At 69.9% G+C, this 24,055-nt stretch carries 14 protein-coding genes; 11 read left to right on the forward strand and 3 right to left on the reverse strand.

Annotation, left to right across the window (positions count from 1 at the left end):
* Positions 1-48 precede the first annotated feature (48 nt).
* The gene (locus tag AB0C30_RS20125; protein WP_357945777.1) at positions 49-1,299 is read right to left on the reverse strand and encodes an MFS transporter; all 1,251 of its coding nucleotides are present in this window, start codon (positions 1,297-1,299) and stop codon (positions 49-51) included.
* A 68-nt stretch (positions 1,300-1,367) separates the two neighbouring features.
* On the opposite strand from AB0C30_RS20125, the gene AB0C30_RS20130 reads away from it, so the two are divergent.
* From AB0C30_RS20130 to AB0C30_RS20150, 5 genes are all read left to right on the forward strand, one after another.
* On the forward strand, positions 1,368-1,991 hold the full coding sequence (locus AB0C30_RS20130; protein WP_357945780.1) for a helix-turn-helix domain-containing protein: 624 nt from the start codon (positions 1,368-1,370) through the stop codon (positions 1,989-1,991).
* Positions 1,992-2,292: 301 nt separating this feature from the next.
* Positions 2,293-3,186, forward strand: coding sequence for a siderophore-interacting protein (locus AB0C30_RS20135; RefSeq protein WP_357945783.1), 894 nt, complete (start codon positions 2,293-2,295; stop codon positions 3,184-3,186).
* A 14-nt stretch (positions 3,187-3,200) separates the two neighbouring features.
* Positions 3,201-4,217 carry an iron-siderophore ABC transporter substrate-binding protein gene (locus tag AB0C30_RS20140; protein ID WP_357945785.1) on the forward strand — a complete coding sequence of 339 codons (1,017 nt, stop codon included), beginning with the start codon at positions 3,201-3,203 and terminating at the stop codon, positions 4,215-4,217.
* Entirely contained in the window at positions 4,214-5,224 is a 1,011-nt protein-coding gene (locus tag AB0C30_RS20145; RefSeq protein ID WP_357945788.1) for an iron ABC transporter permease, read from the forward strand. Before AB0C30_RS20140 ends, AB0C30_RS20145 begins: the two co-directional genes overlap by 4 nt.
* Complete coding sequence (locus tag AB0C30_RS20150) at positions 5,224-6,252, forward strand: iron chelate uptake ABC transporter family permease subunit (protein WP_357945790.1); 1,029 nt, start codon at positions 5,224-5,226, stop codon at positions 6,250-6,252. Before AB0C30_RS20145 ends, AB0C30_RS20150 begins: the two co-directional genes overlap by 1 nt.
* Before the next feature lie 76 nt (positions 6,253-6,328).
* Here AB0C30_RS20150 and AB0C30_RS20155 read toward each other — a convergent pair whose 3' ends face one another.
* Positions 6,329-8,041 carry a S8 family serine peptidase gene (locus tag AB0C30_RS20155; protein WP_357945792.1) on the reverse strand — a complete coding sequence of 571 codons (1,713 nt, stop codon included), beginning with the start codon at positions 8,039-8,041 and terminating at the stop codon, positions 6,329-6,331.
* A gap of 93 nt (positions 8,042-8,134) precedes the next feature.
* Between AB0C30_RS20155 and AB0C30_RS20160 the strand changes: the two genes are divergently transcribed.
* The 6 genes from AB0C30_RS20160 to AB0C30_RS20185 all read left to right on the forward strand — a co-directional run bounded on the left by AB0C30_RS20160 (position 8,135) and on the right by AB0C30_RS20185 (position 21,939).
* The gene (locus tag AB0C30_RS20160; protein WP_357945794.1) at positions 8,135-8,863 is read left to right on the forward strand and encodes a tyrosine-protein phosphatase; all 729 of its coding nucleotides are present in this window, start codon (positions 8,135-8,137) and stop codon (positions 8,861-8,863) included.
* A 148-nt stretch (positions 8,864-9,011) separates the two neighbouring features.
* Positions 9,012-9,533: a snapalysin family zinc-dependent metalloprotease gene (locus AB0C30_RS20165; RefSeq protein WP_357945797.1), complete on the forward strand. Its 522-nt coding sequence runs from the start codon at positions 9,012-9,014 to the stop codon at positions 9,531-9,533.
* A 205-nt stretch (positions 9,534-9,738) separates the two neighbouring features.
* A complete protein-coding gene (locus AB0C30_RS20170; protein WP_357945800.1) occupies positions 9,739-13,902 on the forward strand; it encodes a LamG-like jellyroll fold domain-containing protein in 4,164 nt (1,387 codons plus the stop codon).
* Between the two features lie 14 nt (positions 13,903-13,916).
* The gene (locus tag AB0C30_RS20175; protein ID WP_357945802.1) at positions 13,917-20,879 is read left to right on the forward strand and encodes a polymorphic toxin-type HINT domain-containing protein; all 6,963 of its coding nucleotides are present in this window, start codon (positions 13,917-13,919) and stop codon (positions 20,877-20,879) included.
* Positions 20,880-20,912: 33 nt separating this feature from the next.
* Positions 20,913-21,206, forward strand: a complete 294-nt coding sequence (locus AB0C30_RS20180; RefSeq protein WP_357945804.1) for a hypothetical protein — start codon at positions 20,913-20,915, stop codon at positions 21,204-21,206.
* A gap of 217 nt (positions 21,207-21,423) precedes the next feature.
* Positions 21,424-21,939 carry an RICIN domain-containing protein gene (locus tag AB0C30_RS20185; RefSeq protein WP_357945807.1) on the forward strand — a complete coding sequence of 172 codons (516 nt, stop codon included), beginning with the start codon at positions 21,424-21,426 and terminating at the stop codon, positions 21,937-21,939.
* Positions 21,940-22,152: 213 nt separating this feature from the next.
* Here AB0C30_RS20185 and AB0C30_RS20190 read toward each other — a convergent pair whose 3' ends face one another.
* The gene (locus AB0C30_RS20190) at positions 22,153-24,051 is read right to left on the reverse strand and encodes a BTAD domain-containing putative transcriptional regulator (RefSeq protein ID WP_357945810.1); all 1,899 of its coding nucleotides are present in this window, start codon (positions 24,049-24,051) and stop codon (positions 22,153-22,155) included.
* Positions 24,052-24,055: the final 4 nt, after the last annotated feature.

Here is a 24,055-nt window from a genome sequence, read left to right on the forward strand (position 1 = left end):
CTCATTGCTCGGGGTAATCATGTCATCTCGAGGTAGGCCAAAGTGTGACTAACGTGATCTGAATGTGTCGGGAACGGAAGGTGTGCTGGTCAAAGGGTGGGAAATTCGATCGTGTAAGGCGCGCCACACGAGCCCCACGCCCACCAAACAGACGCCCGTGGCGCCGAGAAGCACGGCGGTCAGCCCGGCGAGTTCGGCCACCACCCCGCCGAGGGCGGCCCCCACCGGCATCCCGCCCATGCCGATCAGCCGGTAGGCGGAGTTGACCCGGCCGAGCAGTTCGGGCGGGATCAGCCGCTGCCGTGTGGAGATGACCAGGACGTTCGCGGCGGCCCCGATGACGCCCCACACCACGGAGGTCGGATACAGCAGCCAGGCGACGGGCCACAGCACCGGCACGAGGTACAGCAGAGCGCTCACCAGCCAGGCGCCGACCAGCGTCCGGCCCTCTCCGAGCAGCCCGGAGACCCGCTCCGAGACCAGCGATCCGGCCACCGCGCCGACGGCCATCGCGGTCATCATCAGGCCGTACCCGCTGGGGGACAGCCCGATCCGCGACCCGTCGCCGACGGCCCACAGCACGAACACCCCGAAGTAGGCGGCACTGGCGAAGTTCAACAGGCCGGCCGAGACGGCCAGCGTCCGCAGGAACCGCTGGGACCACAGATAGCGCTGCGCCGCCACGATGTCGCGCAGCAGCGAGCGCCTGGGGCCCGCTGTGGCGGCCGTTCCGTAGGAGCCCCTCATGCCCAGCAGGAGCAGGCCCGCCGCGCCGTACAGGAGGGCTGGAGCGCCGAAGACGGCGGCGGGCAGCAGCGTGACCAGGAGGCCCGCGATCGGCGCGCCGGCGAACTCGTTGCCGATCATCTGGGCGCTCTGCACCCGTCCGTTCGCCGCCGTGATGCGCTCCGGCGGCACCGCCATCGGCAGCACCGACTGGGCCGAGGTGTCGGCGAAGACCTCGGCCACGCCCGCGATCAGTACGGCGGCCAGCATGACCCACAGGTTCACCAGCCCGAGCAGCCCGAGCGCGGCCGTCGCCGCGAGCACGGCGGAGCGGGCGAGGTTGGCCAGCACCATGATCCGCCTGCGGTCGAGCCGGTCGGCGATCGCGCCCGCGTGCAGGGCGAACAGTAACCACGGCAGCGTGGCGGCCGCTCCCGTCAGCGACACCAGCGTGGGGGAGCGGGTCAGCGACACGGCCAGGAGGGGCGCGCCCACTTTGAGCACGCCGTCGGCCAGGTTGGAGAGGGCGGTCGACGACAGGAGGAAGCCGAACGATCGGCCGAGACGTGGCATGGCCTACTCCGATAGTGTGTAAGGAAAACTATGCACAGGTTTCTTTGCAAAGATAGGTGTGCACAGGCATGGAGAGCAAGCACTATTCGGCCAGGGCGCTCGACGCGAACGCGCTGAAGTCGTTCGCGCACCCGCTGCGACTGCGCATCTACGAACTGCTCGACGAGCACGGCCCCTCGACGGCCACCCGGCTGGCCGGGCTGCTCGGCCAGAACACCGGGGCGACCAGCTACCACCTGCGTGAGCTGGCCCGGCACGGCATGATCGAGACGGTCCCCGAGCTAGGCAAGGGCAAGGAGAAGTACTGGCGGATCGTGCCGGGCGGCTTCTCCTACGGCGATCCCTCGACCGACCCGTCGGCCGACGCCGAGACGGTCGACGCGTTCGCCCGGCTGATCGACGACCTCATCCGGCAGCGCGGTGCCGAGCTGGCACGCTGGCGGGAGGAGGAGGCGACGACTCCCGAGGAGTGGGTGCGGGCGAGCGGGTTCGGCCGGCGGTCGATGCGGCTCACCGTGGCCGAGACGACGCGGATGCGTGAGGAGGTGTTCGAGGTCCTGGAGAGGTACCGGGCCGTGGCGGACCGCAGGGACCTCGAGTCCCCGGGTGCTCCGGATCCGGCGACCGGCCGCGTGGTGGTCCACTTCGACGTGCTGCCGGTGGGGGTTAAACAGGCGATCAAGGACGCCTAGGGATATCCCTAGGCCGAGCCCTGTCGCGACGCCGCCCCTCGCCGCCTAATGTCCTGCATCAAGCTTCCGTCCCCCCGTCCGCATGCCGGGCGCGGCGCCGCCGACGGAGCGGGCGATGCTCGGCGGCGCCGCCGCCCTCGTCATGTCGCTGACCTCCGAGTCCGCCGGACATAGGGCTCGGAATGGCAGGCGCCCCCGTCCCGGGCTGGAGGGACGGGGGCGTTTGCCGTGCCCGGACGGGACTGGTCGATCAGTATGAGTTAGGTTAGCCTCACCTTAAAGGATCGAGGTGGAGCTGACGATGATCGAGCCCTTTCGCATGTTCGACGTACGCGTGAACCGGTTAGCACGCCTGAGCCCGACGTTCCTGCGCGTGACGTTCGAGGGGGAGGACCTGCACCACTTCGCGGACAACGGGTTCGACCAGCGGATCAAGCTCATCCTGCCGGTCGACGGGCACGGGCTGGAGCACCTGCCCAGCGGTCCCGACTGGTTCCCGCGCTGGCGCGGCCTGCCCGACGCGCTGCGCAACCCGCTCCGTACCTACACCGCCCGCCTCGTACGCCCCGAGGCCCGCGAGGTGGACGTGGACGTGGTCATGCACGACCACGGCGACGGCCCGGTGGCCCGCTGGGCGGCCGATGTGCGGCCCGGGGCCGTCGCGGTGCTGCTCGGCCCCGACGCCCGCCACGACGGGCCGCACGGCGGCCTGGAGTTCCACCCGCCCGCCGACACCGGGGCGGTGCTGATCGCCGGCGACGAGACCGCGGTCCCCGCGATCTGCTCCATCCTCGAACGGCTGCCGGCCGCCTACGAGGGCGAGGCGCTCATGGAGGTCCCCTGCGCGGACGACTTCCTGCCGGTCGAGACGGCGAGCGGCGTCAAGGTCACCTGGCTGGCCCGCGCCGACGAGGAGCGCGGCGCCCTGCTGGTGCCCGCCGTCAGAGCCGCCGCCGACCGGCTGCTCCCGCCCCTCCCCACTCCGGACTCCTTCCAGGACATCGACGTAGATGTGGAGGAGTTGTGGGAAGTGCCCGAGGAGGCGCCGTACGGCCCGCTGTACGCCTGGCTGGCCGGCGAGGCGGCGGTGATCAAGTCGCTCAGACGGCACCTGGTCGCCGAGCGCGGGATGGACAAGCGCGCCGTGGCCTTCATGGGGTACTGGCGGCTGGGCCGCGCCGAGCACAACGAGTAAGGGAGTCCCCGGTAATGACCCGCGTCCTGTACGCGCTCGCCGCCATGACCCTCGCCCTGGTCACCGGATGCGGCTCCGCCATGCCCCAGGCCCCCGTGGCGGCGGCCTCCGCCTTCTCCGCCACCCTCAATCACAAGTACGGCAGCACCACGATCACCGCCAAGCCCAAGCGGATCGTCACCGTCGGCCTCGTCGAGCAGGACGCCCTGCTGGCTCTCGGCATCGTGCCGGTCGCCACCACCGAGTGGCTCGGCGGGTATCCCGGCGCCATCGGGCCCTGGGCCAAGCCCAAGCTCGGCTCCGCCGCGGTCCCGCAGGTGCTGAAGGACACGGGCAGCGGCCCTCAGATGGAGAAGATCGCGGCCCTGCGCCCCGACCTGATCCTGGCCCTGTACTCGGGGCTGACCCAGGAGCAGTACACCACCCTGTCCAAGATCGCACCCACCGTCGCGCAGCCCAAGGAGCACATCGACTACGGGATCTCCTGGCAGGAGGTGACCAACCAGGTCGGCGTGGCCGTGGGCGAGCCCGCCAAGGCGGACGCGCTGGTCAAGCAGGTGGAGGACCGGTTCGCCGCCGTACGGAAGGAGCATCCGGAGTTCGCCGGACAGACCGGGCTGATGGGCACGGTCTACGAGGGCTACTTCGTCTTCGGCAGCCAGGATCCGCGCTCCCGCCTGCTCACCTCGCTCGGCTTCAAGCTGCCCGCCGACCTGGACCAGGCCATCGGCGACAAGTTCGGCGCGAATATCAGCCGCGAACGCCTCGACCTGCTCGACACCGGAGCGCTCCTCTGGAGCGTGACGGACCCCGACAAGGACAAGGCCACCCTGCGCGCCGACACCGTCTACAAGGGGCTCAAGGTGGTCAAGGAGGGACGCGAGGTGTTCGTGCAGGACGGCACCGACTTCGGCAACTCGGTGTCCTTCCTGACCGTGCTGAGCCTGCCGTACGTGCTCGACACGCTGGTGCCGCGGCTCGCCGCCGCCGTCGACGGGAACCCGGCGACCGAGGTCGGGCTCACCTCGTGACCCGGCGGGCCGTCCTGGTGGTGGCGTCGGCCGGCGCCCTCGCCCTGATCTGCCTGCTGTCGCTGGCCCTGGGCGCCCGCCAGATCCCCCTGGGCGAGGTGGTCAGGGCGCTGGGCGGCCTGGGCGCGGACCAGGAGACGCGGGAGGTGATCTGGTCCGTACGCGTGCCGCGGACGCTGCTCGGCGTGCTCGCCGCGGCGGCACTCGGCCTGTCCGGCACGCTCATGCAGGCGCTCACCCGCAATCCCCTGGCGGACCCCGGGGTGCTCGGCGTCAGCGCGGGCGCGGCGTTCGGCGTGGTGATCTCCATGGGCCTGTTCGGGATCAGCGCGTTGTCCGGGTTCGTGTGGTTCGCGTTCGCGGGCGCGCTGCTGGCGAGCCTCGTCGTGTACGCGATGGCCGGCATGGGCCGTGACGGGATGGCACCGGTCAAGCTGGCGCTGGCCGGGGTGGCCGTCACGTTCCTGCTCAGCTCGGTGACCAGCGCCATCGTGCTCGTCGATCCCGAATCGCTGAACCGCTACCGCTTCTGGTCCGCCGGGTCGCTGTCCGGGCACGGCTCCGGCGTGCTGCCGCAACTGCTGCCGTTCATCGTGGCGGGGGCCGTGCTGGCGATCACCTGCGCGCCCGCGCTCAACAGCCTCGCGCTCGGCGACGACGTGGCGCGCGGGCTGGGCCGCCGGGTGGGGCTCGTGCGTCTCCAGGGCGCGGCGGCCGTGATGCTGCTCACCGGCGCGGCGGTCGCGGCCATCGGACCCGTCGTCTTCGTCGGCCTGGTCGTGCCGCATCTGGCGCGGGCCGTCGCAAGACGCGCTGGAGCCGAGACCGACCACCGGCTGCTGCTGCCCCTGTCGGCGCTGCTCGCGCCATGCCTGCTGCTGGCCGCCGACATTCTGGGCCGCCTCGTCGTGCCGCCGATCGAGGTGCAGGCCGGGCTGCTGGTCGCGTTCATCGGCGGGCCGTTCTTCATCGTGCTGGCTCGGCGCCAGCGGCTGGCGGAGCTGTGATGAGCCAGCTCACCTTCCGCCTCTCGACGCCGCCCGTGTCGGGCGTGCTGCGCCCTCGGGTGGTCGTGTTGTGCCTGGCGCTGGCCGCCGTGACGTTCCTGGCCTTCTGCCTCGGCATCGGGCTGGGCGAGTTCCCGCTCGGGCTCGGCGAGGTCGTCCAATCGCTGCTCGGCACCGGCGACCAGGGCATCTTGTTCGTCGTACGGGAGCTGCGCCTGCCCAGGGCGCTGACCGGGGTGCTCACCGGTGCCGCGTTCGGGCTGTCCGGCGCCCTGTTCCAGACCATGACCCGCAACCCGCTGGCCAGCCCCGACATGATCGGGGTCACCCAGGGGGCGGGCGTCGCCGTGGTGGCCGGGATCGTGCTCGGCATCGGATCGGGGCCCGGCGTGCAGGCGCTCGGATTCTCGGGGGCCGTGCTCGCCGCGTTGCTCACGTACCTGTTCGCGTGGCGGCGCGGCACCACCGGGTATCGGATCGTGCTGGTCGGCATCGGCCTGTCGTGGATCTTCACCAGCGCCACCGAATACCTCATGGTCACGAGCAACACCTTCCAGGCCCAGGCCGCGCTCGGCTGGCTCTTCGGCAACCTCAACGGCCGTACCTGGAGCCAGGCCGTGCCGCTGGCGCTCGCCCTGGCCGTGCTCACGCCCGTCGCGCTGCTGCTCGGCCGCTGGAGCCGGGCGCTGCAACTCGGCGACGAGGTGGCGGTGGTGCTCGGCGCGCCGGTGCAGCGGGCGCGGCTGACGCTGCTGCTGGTGGGCGTCGCGCTGGTCGCCTTCGGCACGGCCGCCGCGGGGCCGATCGCGTTCGTCGCGCTGGCCGCGCCGCAGATCGCCCAGCGGCTGGCCCGCACCGCCTGGCCACCGCCGATCGCCTCGGCGCTGGCCGGGGCGTTCGTGGTCCTGGCGGCCGATCTCATCGCCCGCCGCCTCATCCCGGACGTGGAGCTGCCCGTCGGCGTGGTGACCGGCGTGCTCGGGGCGCCGCTCCTGCTCTGGCTCCTCGCCCGGGGCCGCCGCGCCTAGGGTGCAGGTGCGCGTTCGACTCCGCGGACGCGGTGCGCGTCCGCTTTCGCGGACGCGCACCGGTCATGCCGTGGGGCTATCGGGCCGCGTTCAACGCGTCGACGATGCCCGAGCCGTAGAAGCCGTTACGCGACCTGCCGCCCTCGCAGGTGTGCGTGGCCGTCGTCGTCGTACCGTCCGGCAGGATCCGGGTGTAGGTGAATGCCCGCGGCTCCGGGCACGGGGTCTTGGTGGCGGTCGTCTTCAGCGCCGCCTCCACCGCGTCCGGGTTCATGGTCAGGCCGCCGTGAGCGCGGTCGCGGTGGCCGAACCGGCTGACGATCAGCGCCGCCACGCCCGCGGCCCGCGGCGAGGCCATCGAGGTGCCCTGCAGGTAGGTGTAGTACCCGCAGACCGAGCCGCGGCAGTCGCGCACCACGGACGGGGTGTTCGGCGTGCCGTCGGGGTTGAGCTGCCCGTTCTCCACGGCCAGCGACTTCGGATAGGCCGCCAGCGTCGCCCTGGTCACGTCACGCGTGTTGGCCGGGTTGTCGTAGGCGTCGCCGCCGGGCGAGGCCACGTCCACGTAGCCGTTGCCGTAGTCGGAGTAGTACGCCTTGCGCTTGCTGATGCCGGTGGACGAGACCGCGATCACGTGGTTGCCCTCGCTGGGCATGGACACGCAGCTCGGCGGGATCGTCCGGTCGTACGGCGCCTCGCCGGGCACGCTGGCGAAGTCGGGGCTGGAGCCGTCGACGAGCTCCTTGGTGTAGTCGGTGCCGCCGTTGCCCGCCGCGGACACCAGCGTCACGCCCCTGTCGTGGGCGTAGTTCAGCGCCCGCTGGGTCGCCTTGATGATGGTGGCCTGCTCCACGCGGTCGGCGGGGGAGTCGGCCGGGTTGTCCACGCAGTTGAACAGCCACGGGTCGATGTAGTAGCTCATGTTGACCACGTCGATGCCGTGGTCGCCCGCGTACGTCAGCCCGTCCACACTCGGCTGCAGGAAGAAGAAGCCGGAGTCCTGGCCGACCCGGAGGTTGACGATGGACACCTTGGGCGCCACACCGGACACGCCGAGCCGGTTGATGGGCGAGGCGATGGAGGAGGCCACGTGCGTGCCGTGCTCGTTCTCGTCCACGTCCGCGGGGTCGGTGCAGGAGTGGTCCGGCTCGTCCTCGCAGGGCCCGTCGACCGGCTCGCCGTTGGCGTCGACCGGGATGTCGACCGTGAAGTTACGGCTCAGAGCCCGATTGAAATTGGGTGCTATATCCGGGTGCGAGGCGTCCACGCCAGTGTCCAGGATGCCGACCAGCACTCCCGGGTCGCCCTGCTCGTAGCGGTAGGAGCCGTCGGCGGTGGCGTGGATCTGCTTCATGTCCCACTGCAGCTCCGACAGCGGCTCGGCCGTCGGTCCCGGCTTGCCGAATGTGGTGGCGGCCGGGGCGCCGTCAGCGGCTTTCTCCACGGCGTCGCCGGCCTTGCGCGCCTTGGCGGCGGAGCGGGCGGCGGACGGGACCGTTCCGATGGAGCGGTTGTGCGCCACGCCCTCGATCGAGGCGTTCGCGGCGACGGCGCCGGCGAAGCCCGTGTCGGTGGTGGAGACGGTGGCCACGCCGACCGCGGTGTTCTCCTTGACCACCGTGCCGCCGGCCGCCTGGACGGCCTTGCGGGCGACGTCCGGCCGCACCCCTTCCTTGTATAAGACGATGTATTCGGTTGCTGAGGCGGTTGCGGTCCGGACTGCCTGGGCGGGGCTGACCATAGCGGTCGCCACGAGGGTGCAGGCAGCCAGGACGATGACACGCTTCACGCGTACCTCCGGGCGTAGTTGGATATGTCCACCAATCTGGGCATGTTTCCCGGCTACGTCCATAGGTCCCGCCTACCTCATAAGGTGTGCTCGATGAGGCATATCGCGTTCGAGCGCCTGCACAACTTCCGGGACCTGGGCGGTTACCGCACCCGCGACGGTCGTACGGTGCGCTGGAGGCGCCTGTACCGTTCCGATTCCCTGGCCAAGCTCGAGGGCGAGGACTGGCGGCGCTTTCTCGACCTGGGCGTGCGTACGGTGATCGACCTGCGCTACCCGTGGGAGATAGCCGCCAGGGGCCGCGTACCGGACAGCGACGGCCTGACCTACCACAACCTCAGCATCGAGCATCAGCCCTACGACCAGGCCGAGCTGGGCGCGGACATCGACACCGCCCGCTTCCTCGCCGACCGGTACGCCGAGGTCGCGCTGGACGGCGTCGAGGAGTTGGGGCAGGCACTGAAGGTGATCGCCGCCGAGGAGAGCGCTCCGCTCGTCATGCACTGCGCCTCGGGCAAGGACCGTACCGGGTTGCTGGCCGCGCTGGTGCTGTCCCTGCTGGGGGTGGACGAGGAGACCATCGTCGAGGACTTCGCCCTCACCGAACTGGCCACCGAACGGCTGGTCGCCGACTGGCGGGCGGCCCATCCGGACCGGACGCTGAAGTGGCCGGGCTACGGCCGCGCGCCGGGCGAGATCATGCGGCTCTGCCTGGCGGACCTGGCGGCCGGCCATGGCTCCGTACGGGACTACGCGGCCGACCGGCTCGGCGCCGACGACGAGCTGATCACGGCGTTGCGCGAGCAGTACCTGAGCCCGTGACAAGCGCCGGGCCCTCGGCACAGGCCATCACCCGCTGGTATGGCGACATCGGCTCCGCCATACCACGGCAATAGGGGCAAACTGGCTTATCCCCGGACGGCGTCGGCGCGCCTACCGTGACAGCACCCCCACTGTCCGAGGAGACCCGATGCACAAACCCCTGCGTCTCGCGCTCTCTCTCATCCTCACCATCGCGTTCTTACTGGCCGCCTCGCCCGCACAGGCCGCGCCCCTGCTCAGGACCCTCCGGTACGACGCCGGCCGCGCGGCCGAGTTCCGCGGCGCGGTCGACCAGGCCGCGCAGATCTGGAACTCCAGTGTCACGAACGTCCGCCTCGTCGCAGGCACCCCCGCCGACTTCGTCGTCGTCGCCGACAACGGCTGGCCCCGCACCCTGCCCACGAGCCTGGGCCGGGGCACCATCTGGATGGGCAGGGAGGCCACCTCACAGGGCTACAACCCCGTGCGCATCGCGGCTCACGAGATCGGCCACATCTTAGGCCTGCCCGACCGGCGCACCGGCCTCTGCTCCGACCTGATGTCCGGCTCCAGCGCTCCGGTGAGCTGCACGAACGCGAATCCGAGCGCGGCCGAACGGGCCCAGGTCGATCGTAACTTCGCCGGCGCTACCTCGCAGGTCGAGTTCGGCCGGGTGCTCGTGGACCGCTGAACCGGTCAATGGTCACCGACCCGACCTGACCGGGTAGAGCGACAACACCGGATCTACACGGTGTCTACACGATCTGAACGGGCTTACTACCGGTCACCGCCACTCTTGATCTCGGCCGCCAGAAGAGTCTGGCGGCCGACGTCAACGGGGAGCCGGTGGGAGCGCGGTGTTGAGAACTCGTTGGGCCCTTGCGGCGGTGTCAGCGATGGCGGCCATGACCTTGTCATGCCTCGCCGTCCCGTCCTGGGGTGCGGCCCCCGGACGGGGAGCGCGGGCCGCCGGTCCTGAGCCCCAGGTGACCGAGGCCGAAGCGGCGCGGACTGCCAGGAAGTCGGGGCAGCCGGTGGAGGTCCTCGGCCTGCGCGGCGAGAGACGTGAGGTGCGGGCGCAACCACAGGGCGGGTTCGTCGCGGTCGAGCACCTGAAACCGGTCCGTACCTTGAAGGACGGCACGTGGGTCGGCATCGACACCACCCTGCGGAGGGATCCCGACGGGTCCATCCGGCCCGCGGCCACCACTGTCGATCTGCGGCTATCGGGCGGCGGCGACGCGCCCATGCTGTCGATGACCCGAGCGGGCCGCCGGATGTCGCTGTCGTGGCCCGGCCGCCTGCCCGCACCCGAACTCGACGGTGACACCGCGGTGTACCGGGGCGTGTTCGGGCCCGACGTCGACCTGCGGGTCCGGGCCACCGCGGACGGCGCGTCCCATGTGCTGGTGGTGAAGACGCCGGAAGCGGCGCGCGATCCCCGGCTGGCCAAGCTCCAGTTCGGGTTGTCGGCGCCGGACCTGCGGCTGGCGGCGGACACGCGAGGCGACCAATCGGCACTCGACCCGGTGACGGGCGCCGAGGTGTTCAGGGCGCCGCCGCCGAAGATGTGGGACTCGAGCGAGCCCGCCGGGGCATTGGCCGCCTCGGCGACGCCCGGGAACGGAGGGCTGCGCAGGCCGTCGGCGGCGGCGCCGGGGGACACCTCACGCGTCGCGGTGATGAAGACGAGCGCCGACGCCGGGCGCATGACGCTCGAGCCGGACCAGGGGCTGCTCACCTCCCCGGACGCGAAGTTCCCGATCTACATCGACCCCATGTGGTACGCGCCCGGCGAGTCCGCCAACCTGATGGTCTCCAGCGGAGGCTGGGAGGACTACACCTTCACCGAAGAGGGCATGGGGCGCTGCCCCATCAGCCTGCCCCCGGCCGGCGCCTACTGCGGCAGTTCCCATGTCAAGCGGCTGTTCTACCGGATGCCGACCAGCCGTTTGGCGGGCAAGCAGATCCTGTCGGCGGAGTTCTCGGTCAAGGAGACCTGGGCGCCGTCCTGCGACGGGCGATCGGTGCACATCTACCGGACCACCGCGTTCGGCAAGAACTCGACCTGGAATTCGACCTCCGACAACTGGGCGGACTACCTCACCTACCGGGACGTCGCCAAGGGCCATTCGAGCAGCTGCCCGGCGGGCGATGTGGTCTTCAACGTGGAGTCGGCCGTCAAGGAGGCCGCCAAGAAGGGCTGGTCGAGCACGACGTTCGGCCTGCGGGCCGGGCACGAGGACGACGAGTACGGCTGGAAGCGGTTCGACGGGGACGCGACTCTACGCGTGTACTACAACAGCACCCCGCCGCAGCCGCAGATGAAGCAGCTGCACTCCAGCCCCGGCGGACCCTGCCCGGCCTACGGCCACACCACGCCGGTGAACCGGCTGCCGATGCTGTACGCCGACAACCTCACCGACCCCGACAACAGCGGCGCCGAGGGGGAGAAGCTCAACGCCGAGTTCCTGGTGTCGTGGAAGGACGCCGCCGGCACCGAGCACCAGTGGCGCACCACCACCCCCAAGAAGCAGTCGGCCAAGGGCTCGCACCGTTCGTCGTTCTCGGCGCAGGTGCCTTCGGGCCTGATCCCGGTGAACACGGACTTCAACTACCAGGTGCGCGCCTACGACGGCGTGGCGTGGAGCCCGTGGAGCTCGGGCGGCGCCGCCACCAACTGCTACCTGCGCTACGACCCCACGGCGCCCCGCACCCCCGTGGTCGTCTCGCCCGAGTACCCGGAGCTGAACCCCGACGACCCGGACGTGAGCGCGCGCGACGGCGTCGGCCGCTACGGGTCGTTCACGATCACCTTCGACCCCGAGGTGACCAAGTACGCCTACGCGCTCAACACCACCCCCGCCCCCGCCTCGGCGGTCAGCCGCGCCGCCAACCCGCAGATGGTCAGGGTGGTCCCGACGCATCCCGGCGTCAACACCCTGTACATCACCGTGTGGGACGCGGCGGGGAACTTCTCGGTCGGCGACTACCGGTTCTGGGTGAGCGAGGGCGCCCCGGAGAAGACACGATGGAAACTGGACGAACCCGCCGGCTCCACCACGCTCACAGGTGAGACCCCGGGGATCGCGGCCCGGTCCGGCGCCGGGGCCACCCTCGGCGGGGAGGGCAAGGCCGGCAACGGACTCAGCCTCGACGGCTACGCCGGTGGCTACGCCGCCACCGACCTCGCCGTCGCCGACACCGCGCAGAGCTTCACCGTCTCGGCATGGGTCCGGCTGCGCAAGAACGACGCCTTCTACAACGTTCTGGCGCAGGACGCGTCCGTTCAGAGCGGTTTCCAGCTCGGCGTGAATCCCGCCCCCAGTTCATGGGTGTTCAAGACCCCGGCGAACGACGTGAAGGGCGCAAGCGGTCCGTGGACGGGGGCGATCGCGCCCACGCCGCCGGAGCTGAACGTCTGGACCCACCTGACCGGCGTGTACGACGCGCCCGCCAAGATGCTCCGGCTGTACGTCAACGGCACCAAGGCGGCCGAGACCCCGGTCACCTCCGTACTCGATGCCAGGGGCGCGTTCCAGATCGGGCGCAGCCTGTACGACGGCGGGTACGCGAACAACTGGCCGGGCGACGTCGACGAGGTCGAGGTGTTCGCCGAGGCCCTGTCCGACGCCGACGCGGCGAGCCTGGCCGCCGGTTCCACACCGGAAGGCCGGAAGCTCGCGGCGCACTGGCGGCTGGAGGAGCCGGCGGGCAACGAGCGGGTCTACGGCGAGGGCGGCGGCCCCCTCTCCGCCACTGTGCGGGGCAGCGCCACTCTCGCGGTCCCCGGCCAGATCGGCACGGCCATGCAGCTCACCGGGCCCGGAGCGTACGCCTCCACCGCGGGCCCGGTGCTGAACACGACCGGCAACTTCGCCATCGCGGCCTGGGTGAAGCTGCCGACCACCGCCGCCACGGACATGACGATCGTCAGCCAGGACGGCGCCAACCAGAGCGGCTTCTATCTCAAGTACCGGGCCGCCAACAAGAAGTGGGCGTTCATGCGGACGGCGGCCGACGTCACGGCTCCGACGACGCTCACCGCGTATTCGGCCGCCACGGCGACACTCGGCCAGTGGACTCACCTGGTCGGGATCCAGGACGTCGTGGCCGGGAAACTCCGGATCTACGTCAACGGCGTCGAGAGCGGCTCCAACGACCTTCCACCGGTGTGGCAGGCCGGAGGCGGGCTGCAGATCGGCCGGTCCAAGTGGAACGGGGCAGCGGTCGACTATGTGACGGGCGCGATCGACGACGTGCGGGTCTACGACCGGATCGTCTCGGTCGAGGAGGCGCAGGACCTGTTCGCCGTCAAGTCCGACATCTTCGGCCGCTGGCGGCTCAACACCGCGACCGGCACCCCGGCGACCAGCCCCGACTCCGCGCCGGTGGCCGTCAAGCACCCAGTCACGCTGGCCGGCGCCGCGAAGATCACCACCGATCCCGCCCTGGCCGTCGTGACCCCGCCCGACGGCCAGGTGGCCGGAGCGCTCGACCTTCCCGGCGGCGACGGGGACTACGCCGCGGCCGACGGGGCGGTGGTGGACAGCGCCGAGAGCTTCACGGTGTCGGCGTGGGTGCAGACGGCGGGCACTCCCACCAGGTCCATGACCGTGCTCGGCCTCGCCGGCGCCACCAACAGCGCCGTGGCGGTGCGCTACGACGCGGCCAAGGGCTGCTACGTCCTGGACGTACCCAGCGTGGACGGGGTGGGCGCGACCACCGCGACGGTGGAGCACTCCAGCTTCCACCAGGGCGGCTTCGGCGACTGGGACCACCTGGCGGTCGTCTACGACGGCTTCAACAGCCGGATCACGCTGTACGTCAACGGCGTGCGGGAGGACGCCGCCGAGGCCCCGACGGTGTCGTACCGCGAGAACACCCGGGTCTTCGCGCCCATCACCTCAGTTCAACTCGGGCGGGCCAGAACCGGCGGCGCCTATCCAACGGGCCAGAACTGGCGCGGCCAGCTGGACGACGTCTGGGTGCTGCGTGGCGCGGCCACCGAGGAAGAGGTCGCCTACCTGGCCAACCCGACCGAGATCGACGAGCTCTAGCCGTGGAGGAAGTTGTGCGTAGCGGCAATGGCATGAAGCGCCGGCGGCGTTCTCCGCGTCTGGTCGCGACCGTGACGGCGCTCCTCGTTTGTGCGGGGCTGCTGGCTGCGGTGCCCGTCGAGGCTCCGCCGGTGGCGGCGGACGCCGCACGGCTGCTGCCCAAGCCGGCGGACCCCGACAAGACGGTGGCCGGGCACGAGGTGAAGGTCAAACCGCGCAAATTGGACGCGTCCGTGGCCCACCCGGCGCCCTCCGCCACCGTGACGTGGCCGAAGGCGGGGGTCGCCGAGGTCTCCCTGTCCGCCGCCGCGCCCGGCCTCCGTACGTCGGCCTCCACGGCTGCCGCGAAGGCGGGCACACTCCCGGTCTGGGTCGGTGCCGTCTCACCCGCCGGTGCCGCCACCGCCCCGTCCGCCACCGCCTTGTCCGCCACCCCGGGCAAGGTGCGGGTGCGGATGCTGGACCGCGCGACAGGGCGGCGGGCCGGCGTCGACGGGGTGGTGTTCTCCGTCGAGCAGGCCGGCGCCGCGCCGGTCCCCGGGAAGATGGCCGTGCGCCTGGACTACTCCGGGTTCGCCCGCGCGTACGGCGCCTCCTACGGCTCCCGCCTGCGGCTGGTACGGCTGCCTGCCTGCGCGCTCACCACCCCGGACGCCGCCGGCTGCCGTACGGCGACCCCGGTGGCCTCGGCCAACGACACCGAGCACCAGACCGTGAGCGCGGAGGTGACCACCGCGTCGGCGGACGGCGCGGCGACGGTGCTGGCCGCCGCGGCGGCGCCCTCCAGCGGCAAGGGCGACTACAAGGCGACGTCGCTGTCGGCGTCGGCGACGTGGGGTGTCGGCCCTCAGTCCGGCGACTTCACCTGGTCGTACCCGATGCGGGTGCCGCCGGTGCCGGGCGGGCTGGCCCCGGAGGTCGGCCTGTCGTACTCCTCCTCGTCCATCGACGGCCGGACCTCCAACACCAACACCCAGCCGTCCTGGGCAGGCGACGGGTTCGACCTGTGGCCCGGTTACATCGAGCGGCGCTACAAGTCCTGCAAGGACGACGGCGTGCCGAAGAACACCACGCTCGACCTCTACCCCGGCGATCTGTGCTGGGGTTACGACAACGCCACGATGACGCTGAACGGCAAGGGCGGCGAGCTCATCCCCGCGGGCGGCGACAAGTGGCGGATGAAGAACGACGACGGCACCCGCATCGAGAAGCTGACCAGCGCCTCCCTCGACAACGGCGACAACGACGGGGAGTACTGGAAGGTCACCACCCCCGACGGCACCCAGTACTTCTTCGGCCTGAACACGCTGGCCCTGGAGAACCCGCAGACCCAGTCGGCCTGGACCGTGCCGGTGTTCGGCGACGACGACGGCGAGCCGTGCCACAAGTCCGAGTTCAAGGACTCCTGGTGCCGGCAGGCGTGGCGGTGGAACCTCGACAAGGTCGTCGACCGAGACGGCAACGCCATCACCTACTTCTACAAGCAGGAGACGAACCACTACGGCCGCGACCTCAAGGCCGAGGACGAGACGTCGTACGTACGCGGCGGCTACCTCGACCACATCGACTACGGCCTGCGCTCCGACAACCTGTTCCCGGGCAAGGCTCCGGCACGGGTCAGCTTCGAGTCCTCCGAGCGGTGCCTGCGCTCCGCGGACGCCGACTGCGCGGTGGACAAGATCAAGGACCACCCGGAGTACTGGGAGGACGTGCCCTGGGACCTGCACTGCGACTCCGGACAGGAGTGCAAGGAGGACCACGGCAACCTCTCGCCCACGTTCTGGACCCGTAAACGACTGACCATGGTCAAGACCCAGGTCCTCAAGGCGGACGGCAGCGACTACCGCCCGGTGGACTACTGGGAGCTGAAGCACGCGTGGGGGATGGCCGACGTCGACCGGCAGTTGCTGCTGACGTCTATCGTCCACACCGGTCTCGCCGGACCGGACCCGGTCGAGCTGCCCCCCGTGTCGTTCGTCTACACGCAGAAGCCGAACCGGGTGGACAAGCTCGGCGACGACCTCGGCCCGTTCGTGAAGGACCGGCTCGGCACGGTGTACAACGAGTTCGGCGGGGTCCTCGACATCAAGTACTCCGACGCGGACTGCACCACGAGCGACCTGCCGACCCCGCAGACCAACCGCCGTCGCTGCTTCCCCACGTACTGGACGAAGACCGACGGCGAGAGCGAGAACCCGACTCTCGACTGGTTCCACAAGTACGTGGTGACCGAGGCCGTCCAGACCGATCTGACCGGCGGGTCGCCGGACATGGTCACCAGGTACGACTACGGCGTCGGGCACCCCGCCTGGCACTTCGACGACGACGACGGCCTCACGCCCGAGAAGTACAAGACGTGGTCACAGTGGCATGGCTACGACAAGGTACGGGTGATCAGCGCGGCCACCAGCGGCGCGCCCGGCCAGGTCGACCACTGGTACTTCCAGGGCATGGACGGCGACCGCCTGAACACCTCCGGCGGCGAGAAGGACGTCAAGGTCTCCGACGACGAGGGAGGCAGCTATCCCGACCACGAGTCCCTGCAGGGATTCGAGGTCCGCACCGTGACCTACGACAAGGCCGGCGGCAGTGTCGTGTCCAAGAGCGTCTCTTCGCCGTGGCACGCCCAGACCGCCTCCCGCACCCGCTCGTGGGGAACCGTCACCGCCAACCTGATCGGCACCAAGACCACCCGGAAGCTGACCGCGCTCGACGACGGGAGCTGGCGGGAGACCAAGGCCACCACCAACACCTTCGACACCACGACGGGCGCGCCGACGCAGGTCGACGACTTCGGCGATGTCACCACCGACGCCGACAACCGATGCACCACCACGACGCTTGCGGCGCAGAACACCACCGATTGGCTGGTCGGCTTCCCGGCGCAGGTGCGGACGGTGGCGGCGTCCTGCGGTCAGTCCGTGGACCTCAGCAAGCAGCTCATCTCCGACGGGCGCACCTACTACGACGGCGGGGCCTTCGGAGCGGCACCGACCAAGGGGCAGGTCACGGCGACCGACAAGGTCGCGGCCACCGGCACCACCAACACCGTCGTGCGCTATGTGCCGGCCGCCAAGACCGCCTACGACGCCTACGGCAGGCCGAAGGCCGTGACAGTGGTCGACAACACCACGGCCACCCCCGTCGAGCGCACGACGACCACCGTCTACACCGAGAGCGGCGGCCTGACCACCAGGGCGACGGTCACGGGCCCGCCGGTCAAGAGCGGGGACGCCGGCTCGGCGATGACCACGATCACCGAGCTCGATCCCGCCTGGGGGAGTGCACTCAAGTCCACCGACGAGGGCGACAAGACGACGGTCTTCTCCTATGACGCCCTCGGCCGGGTGAGCAGGGTGTGGGCGCCGGGCCGCGATACCGACCAGCTCCCGAACCGGCAGTTCGGCTACCAGACGGTGGCCGGCCAGATCACCGCGATCTACACCAGGGAGCTCAACAACGACGGCGGCCAGGACACCGCGTACGAGCTGATGGACGGCTGGCTGCGGTCCCGCCAGACCCAGCAGCCCGGCCCGGACGGCGGCCGCCTGATCAGCGACACCTTCTACAACGCCCAGGGCAGCGTGGACCGGACCTACGCCACGTACTACGCCGACGACGCCCCCGGCGCGTCCCTGTTCGGCGTGGACACCCCGGGCCAGGTGGAGAGCCAGACCGCCTACACCTACGACGGGCTCGGCCGCGTCGTCGCCGAACGGCTGCTCGCGGGCAACAGCGACGCCGGGGAGAAGTGGCGCACCACCTACGCCTACGGCGGCGACTGGACGACCGTCACCCCGCCCGCCGGCGGTATCCCCACGACCACGGTGGTCGACGCCCTCGGCAGAAAGGTCGAGGTCCGCCAGCACAAGCCGGGCGGCTACGACTCGACCTCCTACAGCTACACGCCGAGGGGACAGCTGGCGTCGATCAAGGGGTACGGCGGCCACACCTGGACCTACGACTACGACCTGCGCGGTCGCCAGATCCAGGTGTCCGACCCCGACAAGGGTGTCACGAAGTACGCCTACGACGACCTCGACCAGGCCGTCCAGGCCGAGGACGCGCGCGGCAAGAAGATCGGCACCACCTACGACCCGATCGGCCGCCAGACCGCCCGGTACGACACGACGAGCGGCAGCCCCGGCACCAAGCTCGCCGAGTGGACCTACGACACGGTACGCAAGGGACAGCCGACCGCCTCCATCCGATACGAGAACGGCGCCGTCTACACCGAGGCGGTCAACTTCTACGACAACCAGAACCGGCCGACCCGCACGACCGTGACCCTGTCCGGCCTCCCCGCGGCCGAGTCAGCGCTCGCGCCGTCGGCCGGCTACCAGTTCAACACCGTCTACAACCTTGACGGCAGCGTGCAGTCGGTCAGCAGCCCGGCGGTCGGCGGGCTGCCGGCCGAGGTGGTCGCCACCACGTATGACGAGCTCAGCCGTGCGGTGAAGCTGACGAGCAACCTGGCGGCGTACGTCATCGGGAGCGACTACAGCAAGACCAGCAAGCTGCTGGGCAGGCGGCTGTCCACCGGAGGCAAGCAGGTCGACCAGACCTACGGGTACGAGTTCGGCACCCAGCGGCTGAAGACCAGCACCACGGTCCACGCCGGCATGCCGGGCGTCGACCGCGACGCCACCTACGACTACGACGACGCGGGCGACATCACGCGGATCACCGACGTCTCCCGCGACGGCACCGACAACCAGTGCTTCCGCTACGACCACCTGAGGCGGCTCACCGACGCCTGGACCCAGGCGACCGACGGCTGCACGACCGATCCCGGCTCGGCGAGCCTGGGCGGCCCCGCGCCGTACCGGACCGCGTACACCTTCGACGCCTCCGGCAACCGCGCCACCGAGACGCAGTACGACACCTCCAACAAGCTCGGCACCACGCGCACCTATGCCTACGCGGGTGGCACCGGCGTCGGTACCTCGTACAAGGGGCACCAACTCGCCACCGTCACCACCCAGACCGGGACAGGTGGGCGCACCGACAGCTACGCCTACGACGCCACCGGCAACACCACCCGGCGGACGACAGCCGCCGGCGACCAGACGCTCTCCTGGGACGTCGAAGGCCATCTCACCAAGGTCGCCGACGCGGGCACCGGGGAGACCAGCTTCGGCTACGACTCGGACGGCGACCGGCTGATCCGCCGCGACCCGACCGGGACCACGGTCTACCTCCCAGGGCTCGAGGTGCACCTCAACAAGGGAGCCACGACCACCCAGGCCATCCGCTACTACAGCCACGACGACGTGACCATCGCCATGCGCACCACCGCGGGGGTCACCTTCCTGTCGCCCGACCACCAGGGCACCGGCGAAGTGGCGATCGACGCGACGACTGGCGCCGTCACCAAGCGCCGTTACACCCCCTTCGGCCAGCCACGTGGCGCCGCGATCGGCGTCTGGCCGGGGGAGAGGGGCTTCGTCGGTGGCACCGTCGACTCCAGCACATCCCTCACCCACCTCGGCGCTCGTGAGTACGACGCGGACATCGGCCGCTTCATCTCCGTCGACCCGCTGTTCAACCTCGGCTACCCGCAGAGCTGGGACGGCTACTCCTACGCGAACCAGACCCCCGTCACGCAGAGCGACCCCGACGGCCTCGACGGCCCGCTCCGCGGCAATCCGAACTGCTACTACGCCAACAAGGGATGCCCGCACTCGAACCCCGGAGGAGGCAACAACACCTCTGGCGGCACCAGCGGTGGTGGCGGTGGTGGCCATAGCGGTGGTGGTGGTGGCGGTGGTGGCAACTGGTTCGTCAAGTACGTCCTCAAGCCGGCCTGGAACGGCTATGTAGGCGCTGAGATGTGGGGCTTGCAGAACCCTGTGATGAACCCCCTTTCCGGTCTCTTCAATCTGCCCGGAGCCGAAGACAAAATCGCGGGCTGGGTAGGAGCGGACACTCACTCCAACTGGTACAAGGCCGGCAAACTTGCGCCAGACATCGCCCTTGCCGTGATCAGCGTCGCAAGCCTGGCCAAATCCGCGATAAAGCTCGGGCTTGCCGGGCTGACCAGATACGCCGCGGCGAGGGCAGCGGGCATGGCGGGCCGCGAGATCGCCGGGGAGGTCCTCCGGAAAGGGGCGACCTCCGCCGCTCGCGGCGCGGGCAGGATCCGATCGGGCATAAAAGCCGCCGCCAGGGCGATCGGCCGAGGCTGTAAAGGCAACAGCTTCGTCCCCGGCACGAAGGTATTGATGGCGGACGGATCCGCCAAGCCGATCGAGCGTGTCGAGGTCGGCGATTGGGTCCTCGCCACTGACCCGGGCACCGGCGGTACACAAGCGAAACAGGTCACCGCTTTGATCGTCGGTGAGGGCGTCAAGCACCTCGTCAAGATCACCGTGGACATCGACGGCGACCGAGGCGATCGCACCGGTAGCGTCACCGCGACCGAAGGCCATCCGTTCTGGCTGGACGACCTGCGCGAGTGGCGTGACGCGGACCAGCTGCGGCCGGGCATGTGGCTCCGCACCAGTGCCGGCACCCACGTCCAGATCACCGCCGTCCAGAAGTGGACCGCCACCGAACGCGTTCACAACCTCACCGTCAACGACGCCCACACGTACCATGTGGTAGCTCGGAACACCCCGGTACTGGTACACAATGCGAACGGCTGGGAGGTACCAGACGATTACGTCATCGTTCGTGGCGGACAAAGCCCGATGCCAGGAACGGGAGAAGTGTTCTCAGGTTCGATGGGACAGTCGGTCGAAGAAGCAGGTGCCGGCGTTCCTCATGGAAGCCTTAGGGCAACCACCGCCGGCGACATCCGCGCCGCTGGAGGTACGGTCACCTACGCTCCCGAGCCGACCGCCAGCGGTGCGACGAACTACAATCACGTGAATGTCACGGTCGGTGAGGGAAATCCGTTCGGCGATGTGCAGCAAAATCCGGTTCCCAAGAAGGGCCGCTTGGCTCCTGAGGCCCTTGGGAAGCCTCGTTGCTGAAGGGCGCGGGTGCGATCGGCAACGGTATCCCTCATGACTGAAGGACTTTCCTGGGGGGCGGATGATCTTGTCGGCGGTCCCGTCGACAAGATTTTCGCCGCCCTCAGGAAAGCGTTCGCGGATATCGAGGTTGAGCGGATATCGAAAACCCATGCGGCCGACGACGACAACGTGTGGTTCATCAGGCGACGATCCGGGGCCATCGAACTGCAGCTCGATTCAATGCCTAATGGCGATCCCCCGTTCCTGCTGGAATCCGATTCCGGGCGAGCCGGCACGAGCAGCGTAGAAGAGGCGATCACGCTCTTGATCTCCTGGCTGTGGTAGGTGGTGCGATGAGCGCTAGCTCGAGCTTTCAAGGGCAAGATCTCGTTCGTATGAGGCAATGTGGATAAAGGCCTGTTCCTTCCCGGGGCGACGCCGGAAAATGTCCCGAGGTACGGCGAACCTTTCACCTCGATCAAGGGTCGAACATGATATGACTACCAGGAAGCAAGAAAAGAGCAGGAATCGCACACACGTCCGGCGAGTGCGACCTTCGGTGATGGGCGCCGTCGCCGCAAGAGTCGCGCTGACCGGCGTCGCCGCTATATTAGTGGCGGTCCTTACGTCGTTCTCGGCAACCGCCAGCGCGTCGTCCTCCGGAACAGCCAGTGCTTCCGGCAGCTCCATCAAAAACCGCTTCAGCGCCCTGTGCGTCGGCGTCGGCAGCAAGACCAAGAATTCAACTCCGGTGATCCAGTGGCGCTGTAACAAAGCGTCGGATGAGCTCTGGGACTGGGTATCGACCACGGATAGCCACGGACGCCGGGCGTTCTTCCTGCGGAACAACTACTCGAAGAAATGCATAGGCGTGGCGTCCAGCCTCAAAGACGGTGCCGGCGCCATCCAGTACACCTGCAACGGCGCCGTCGATGAGAAGTGGTGGTACAAAGACGGCGCCATAGTCAACGTCTACTCCGGTAAATGCCTCGGTGTGGCCTCGAGCCGCAACGCCGGCCAGCAGCTCATTCAGTGGCCCTGCTACCGAGACGCCCGCGACGAAAAATGGCGCCGTTGATGGGAAGTGGTGGTACAAAGACGGCGCCATGATCAACCTCTACTCCGGCAAACGCCTCTAGCAGCATTGCCTGCTAGCGACAGCATCCCCGCTAGCAGGCAAAAACCGGCCCTGACCAGGCTGATAGCAGGCAGATCGGAGAAGGGGCGGAAACCCGTTCAGGGGGCGGGTTCGATGCCGCCGACCGGCGGCGAACTGACCGCGCGTCGCGAGTCAGATTCCGCTCACCCGGGAGATGTGGCGGAGAGCCTGCTCCTCGGCGAACAGGCGCAGGAGATCGGGCATCTGGTAGCGACCCGGTTCGGGGGACTCCAGGAGGCGGGCGTCGAGGAGCCTGTCGAGTAGCTTCTCGGCCTGGTCGGGCGCTGTGCCCGAGATCGTGGCGGCGAGGGGGATCGTCACCTGGGGCGGACGGCAAAGGGCGAGGCGGCGGAGCAGACGGGTCAGTTCCTGCCCGCCGGGATCGCCCTCCAGGTCGCGCAGGCTGACGGCGAAGGCGGAGCGAAGGGACAGGTCGTCTATTTGCAGTTCGTCCAGGCGGTGCTGTTCGTTCTCCAGCTTGTCCGCCAGCCAGCCCAGAGGCCAGTGCGGGCGGGACGTCAGGCGGGCGGCGGCGATGCGCACGGCGAGGGGGAGGCCTTGGCAGGAGCCGACGATTCGCCGGGCCCCGTCGGTGTCGGCTCTGACGCGTTCCTCGCCCGCGAGGCTGCCGAGCATGGCCAGTGACTCCTGCTCAGACAGGGCGTTCAGGTGGTGGACGGCGCAGCCCAGGGTCGTCAGGGAGCGGCGGCCGGTCATGAGGACGCCGCAGCGCTCGCCGGGGAGCAGGGGTTCGACCTGGGCCGTGTCCACCGCGTTGTCGAGAAGCACCAGCAGGTCGCGGCCCGACGTGAGCGAACGGAACCGGGTCGCCGCCTCCGCCGGTTCCGCCGGCACATCCGCTGGCGCGACGCCGAGGGCCCGCAACATCCGGGCCAGGGCTTCGGTGGGCTGGAGGGGCGTCGCTTCTTCGCGGGATCCTTGCAGGTCGACGTAGAGTTGTCCGCCGGGGAAGTGGTCGCGTAAGCGATGGGCCAGATGAATCGCCAGTGCCGACTTGCCCATGCCGCCGCCCCCGGTGATCACGACGGCACTCGACCCGCCGGGGTCGGTCATGAGTCGTTGCAAAGACGCCAGGTCCTGCTGCCGTCCGGCGAACGCCGGGACGTCCCGGGGCAGTTCCAGGGGCGGTTTCAGGGGCGGTGACGCCGAAGCTGGGCCGTCCTGGGTGGCGCTGGAAATGGCTGCGGGGCGGGCGGAGGCGCTCGCGCCGGGTAAGGATCTGCCCTCAAGGATGGCTTGGTGCAGTTCACGCAGTTCAGGGCCGGGCTCCAGGCCGAGTTCCGTCACGAGCGTCTGGCGTGCTCGGCGGTAGGAGTCCAGCGCGTCGGCGCGCCGGTCAGCCGCGTACAGAGCCCGCACGAGCTGTGCCCACAGGCCCTCCCGCAGCGGATGCTCCCTCGTCAAGCACTGGAGCTCGTGGATGAGCTCGGGCCCCCGGCCCTGCAGCAGGCCGGCCTCGATGCGGGCCTCGGCGGCGGTGAGCCGGCGTTCGCCCAGCCTGCTCACCTCGGCGGTCACCGCCGAGGTGGGCAGGGTGTCGGAGTACGGCTCGCCGCGCCACAGGGCGAGTGCCTGGGAGAGAAGCCGGTGGGCCTCCCCGGCGGCGCCCTTGACCAGCGCGGTGCGCCCCTGCGCGGTCAGGGCGTCGAAGCGGGCGACGTCGGTCTCGTCGGCGGCGCGGCGGATCTCGTAGCCGGAGGCCCGGGTGATGATCGTCTCGCCGCCGTCGTCGCCGAGTGCGCGCCGCAGTTGCAGGATGTAGCCCCGGAGCAGAGTGGCCGCCGTCGGCGGCGGCTTGGCCGGCCAGAGCTCGGCGATCATGCGTTCTGTGGTGATCGGCCGCCCCGCGCCGATCGTCAGCAGGGCCAGCAGGGTTCGGGGGCGCGGGCTGGGGATCGGCGCCCAGTCGCAACCGGTCCAGAACCGCATCGGCCCGAGCACCTGTAATCGCATATGGACCCCCGTCGCCTCCCCGATGCGGGCCCCCGCCGACACCAGGACGATCTCCACCTGC

This window comes from Nonomuraea sp. NPDC048901, from assembly GCF_040649695.1.
Lineage (GTDB): Bacteria > Actinomycetota > Actinomycetes > Streptosporangiales > Streptosporangiaceae > Nonomuraea.

What these genes read in the sequence shown, in the direction of transcription:
- AB0C30_RS20125 (WP_357945777.1), bottom strand. Translation starts at nt 1,299, where the DNA reads ATGCCACGTCTCGGCCGATCGTTCGGCTTCCTCCTGTCGTCGACCGCC.
- AB0C30_RS20130 (WP_357945780.1), top strand. Translation starts at nt 1,368, where the DNA reads ATGGAGAGCAAGCACTATTCGGCCAGGGCGCTCGACGCGAACGCGCTG.
- AB0C30_RS20135 (WP_357945783.1), top strand. Translation starts at nt 2,293, where the DNA reads ATGATCGAGCCCTTTCGCATGTTCGACGTACGCGTGAACCGGTTAGCA.
- AB0C30_RS20140 (WP_357945785.1), top strand. Translation starts at nt 3,201, where the DNA reads ATGACCCGCGTCCTGTACGCGCTCGCCGCCATGACCCTCGCCCTGGTC.
- AB0C30_RS20150 (WP_357945790.1), top strand. Translation starts at nt 5,224, where the DNA reads ATGAGCCAGCTCACCTTCCGCCTCTCGACGCCGCCCGTGTCGGGCGTG.
- AB0C30_RS20160 (WP_357945794.1), top strand. Translation starts at nt 8,135, where the DNA reads ATGAGGCATATCGCGTTCGAGCGCCTGCACAACTTCCGGGACCTGGGC.
- AB0C30_RS20165 (WP_357945797.1), top strand. Translation starts at nt 9,012, where the DNA reads ATGCACAAACCCCTGCGTCTCGCGCTCTCTCTCATCCTCACCATCGCG.
- AB0C30_RS20170 (WP_357945800.1), top strand. Translation starts at nt 9,739, where the DNA reads ATGGCGGCCATGACCTTGTCATGCCTCGCCGTCCCGTCCTGGGGTGCG.
- AB0C30_RS20180 (WP_357945804.1), top strand. Translation starts at nt 20,913, where the DNA reads ATGACTGAAGGACTTTCCTGGGGGGCGGATGATCTTGTCGGCGGTCCC.
- AB0C30_RS20185 (WP_357945807.1), top strand. Translation starts at nt 21,424, where the DNA reads ATGGGCGCCGTCGCCGCAAGAGTCGCGCTGACCGGCGTCGCCGCTATA.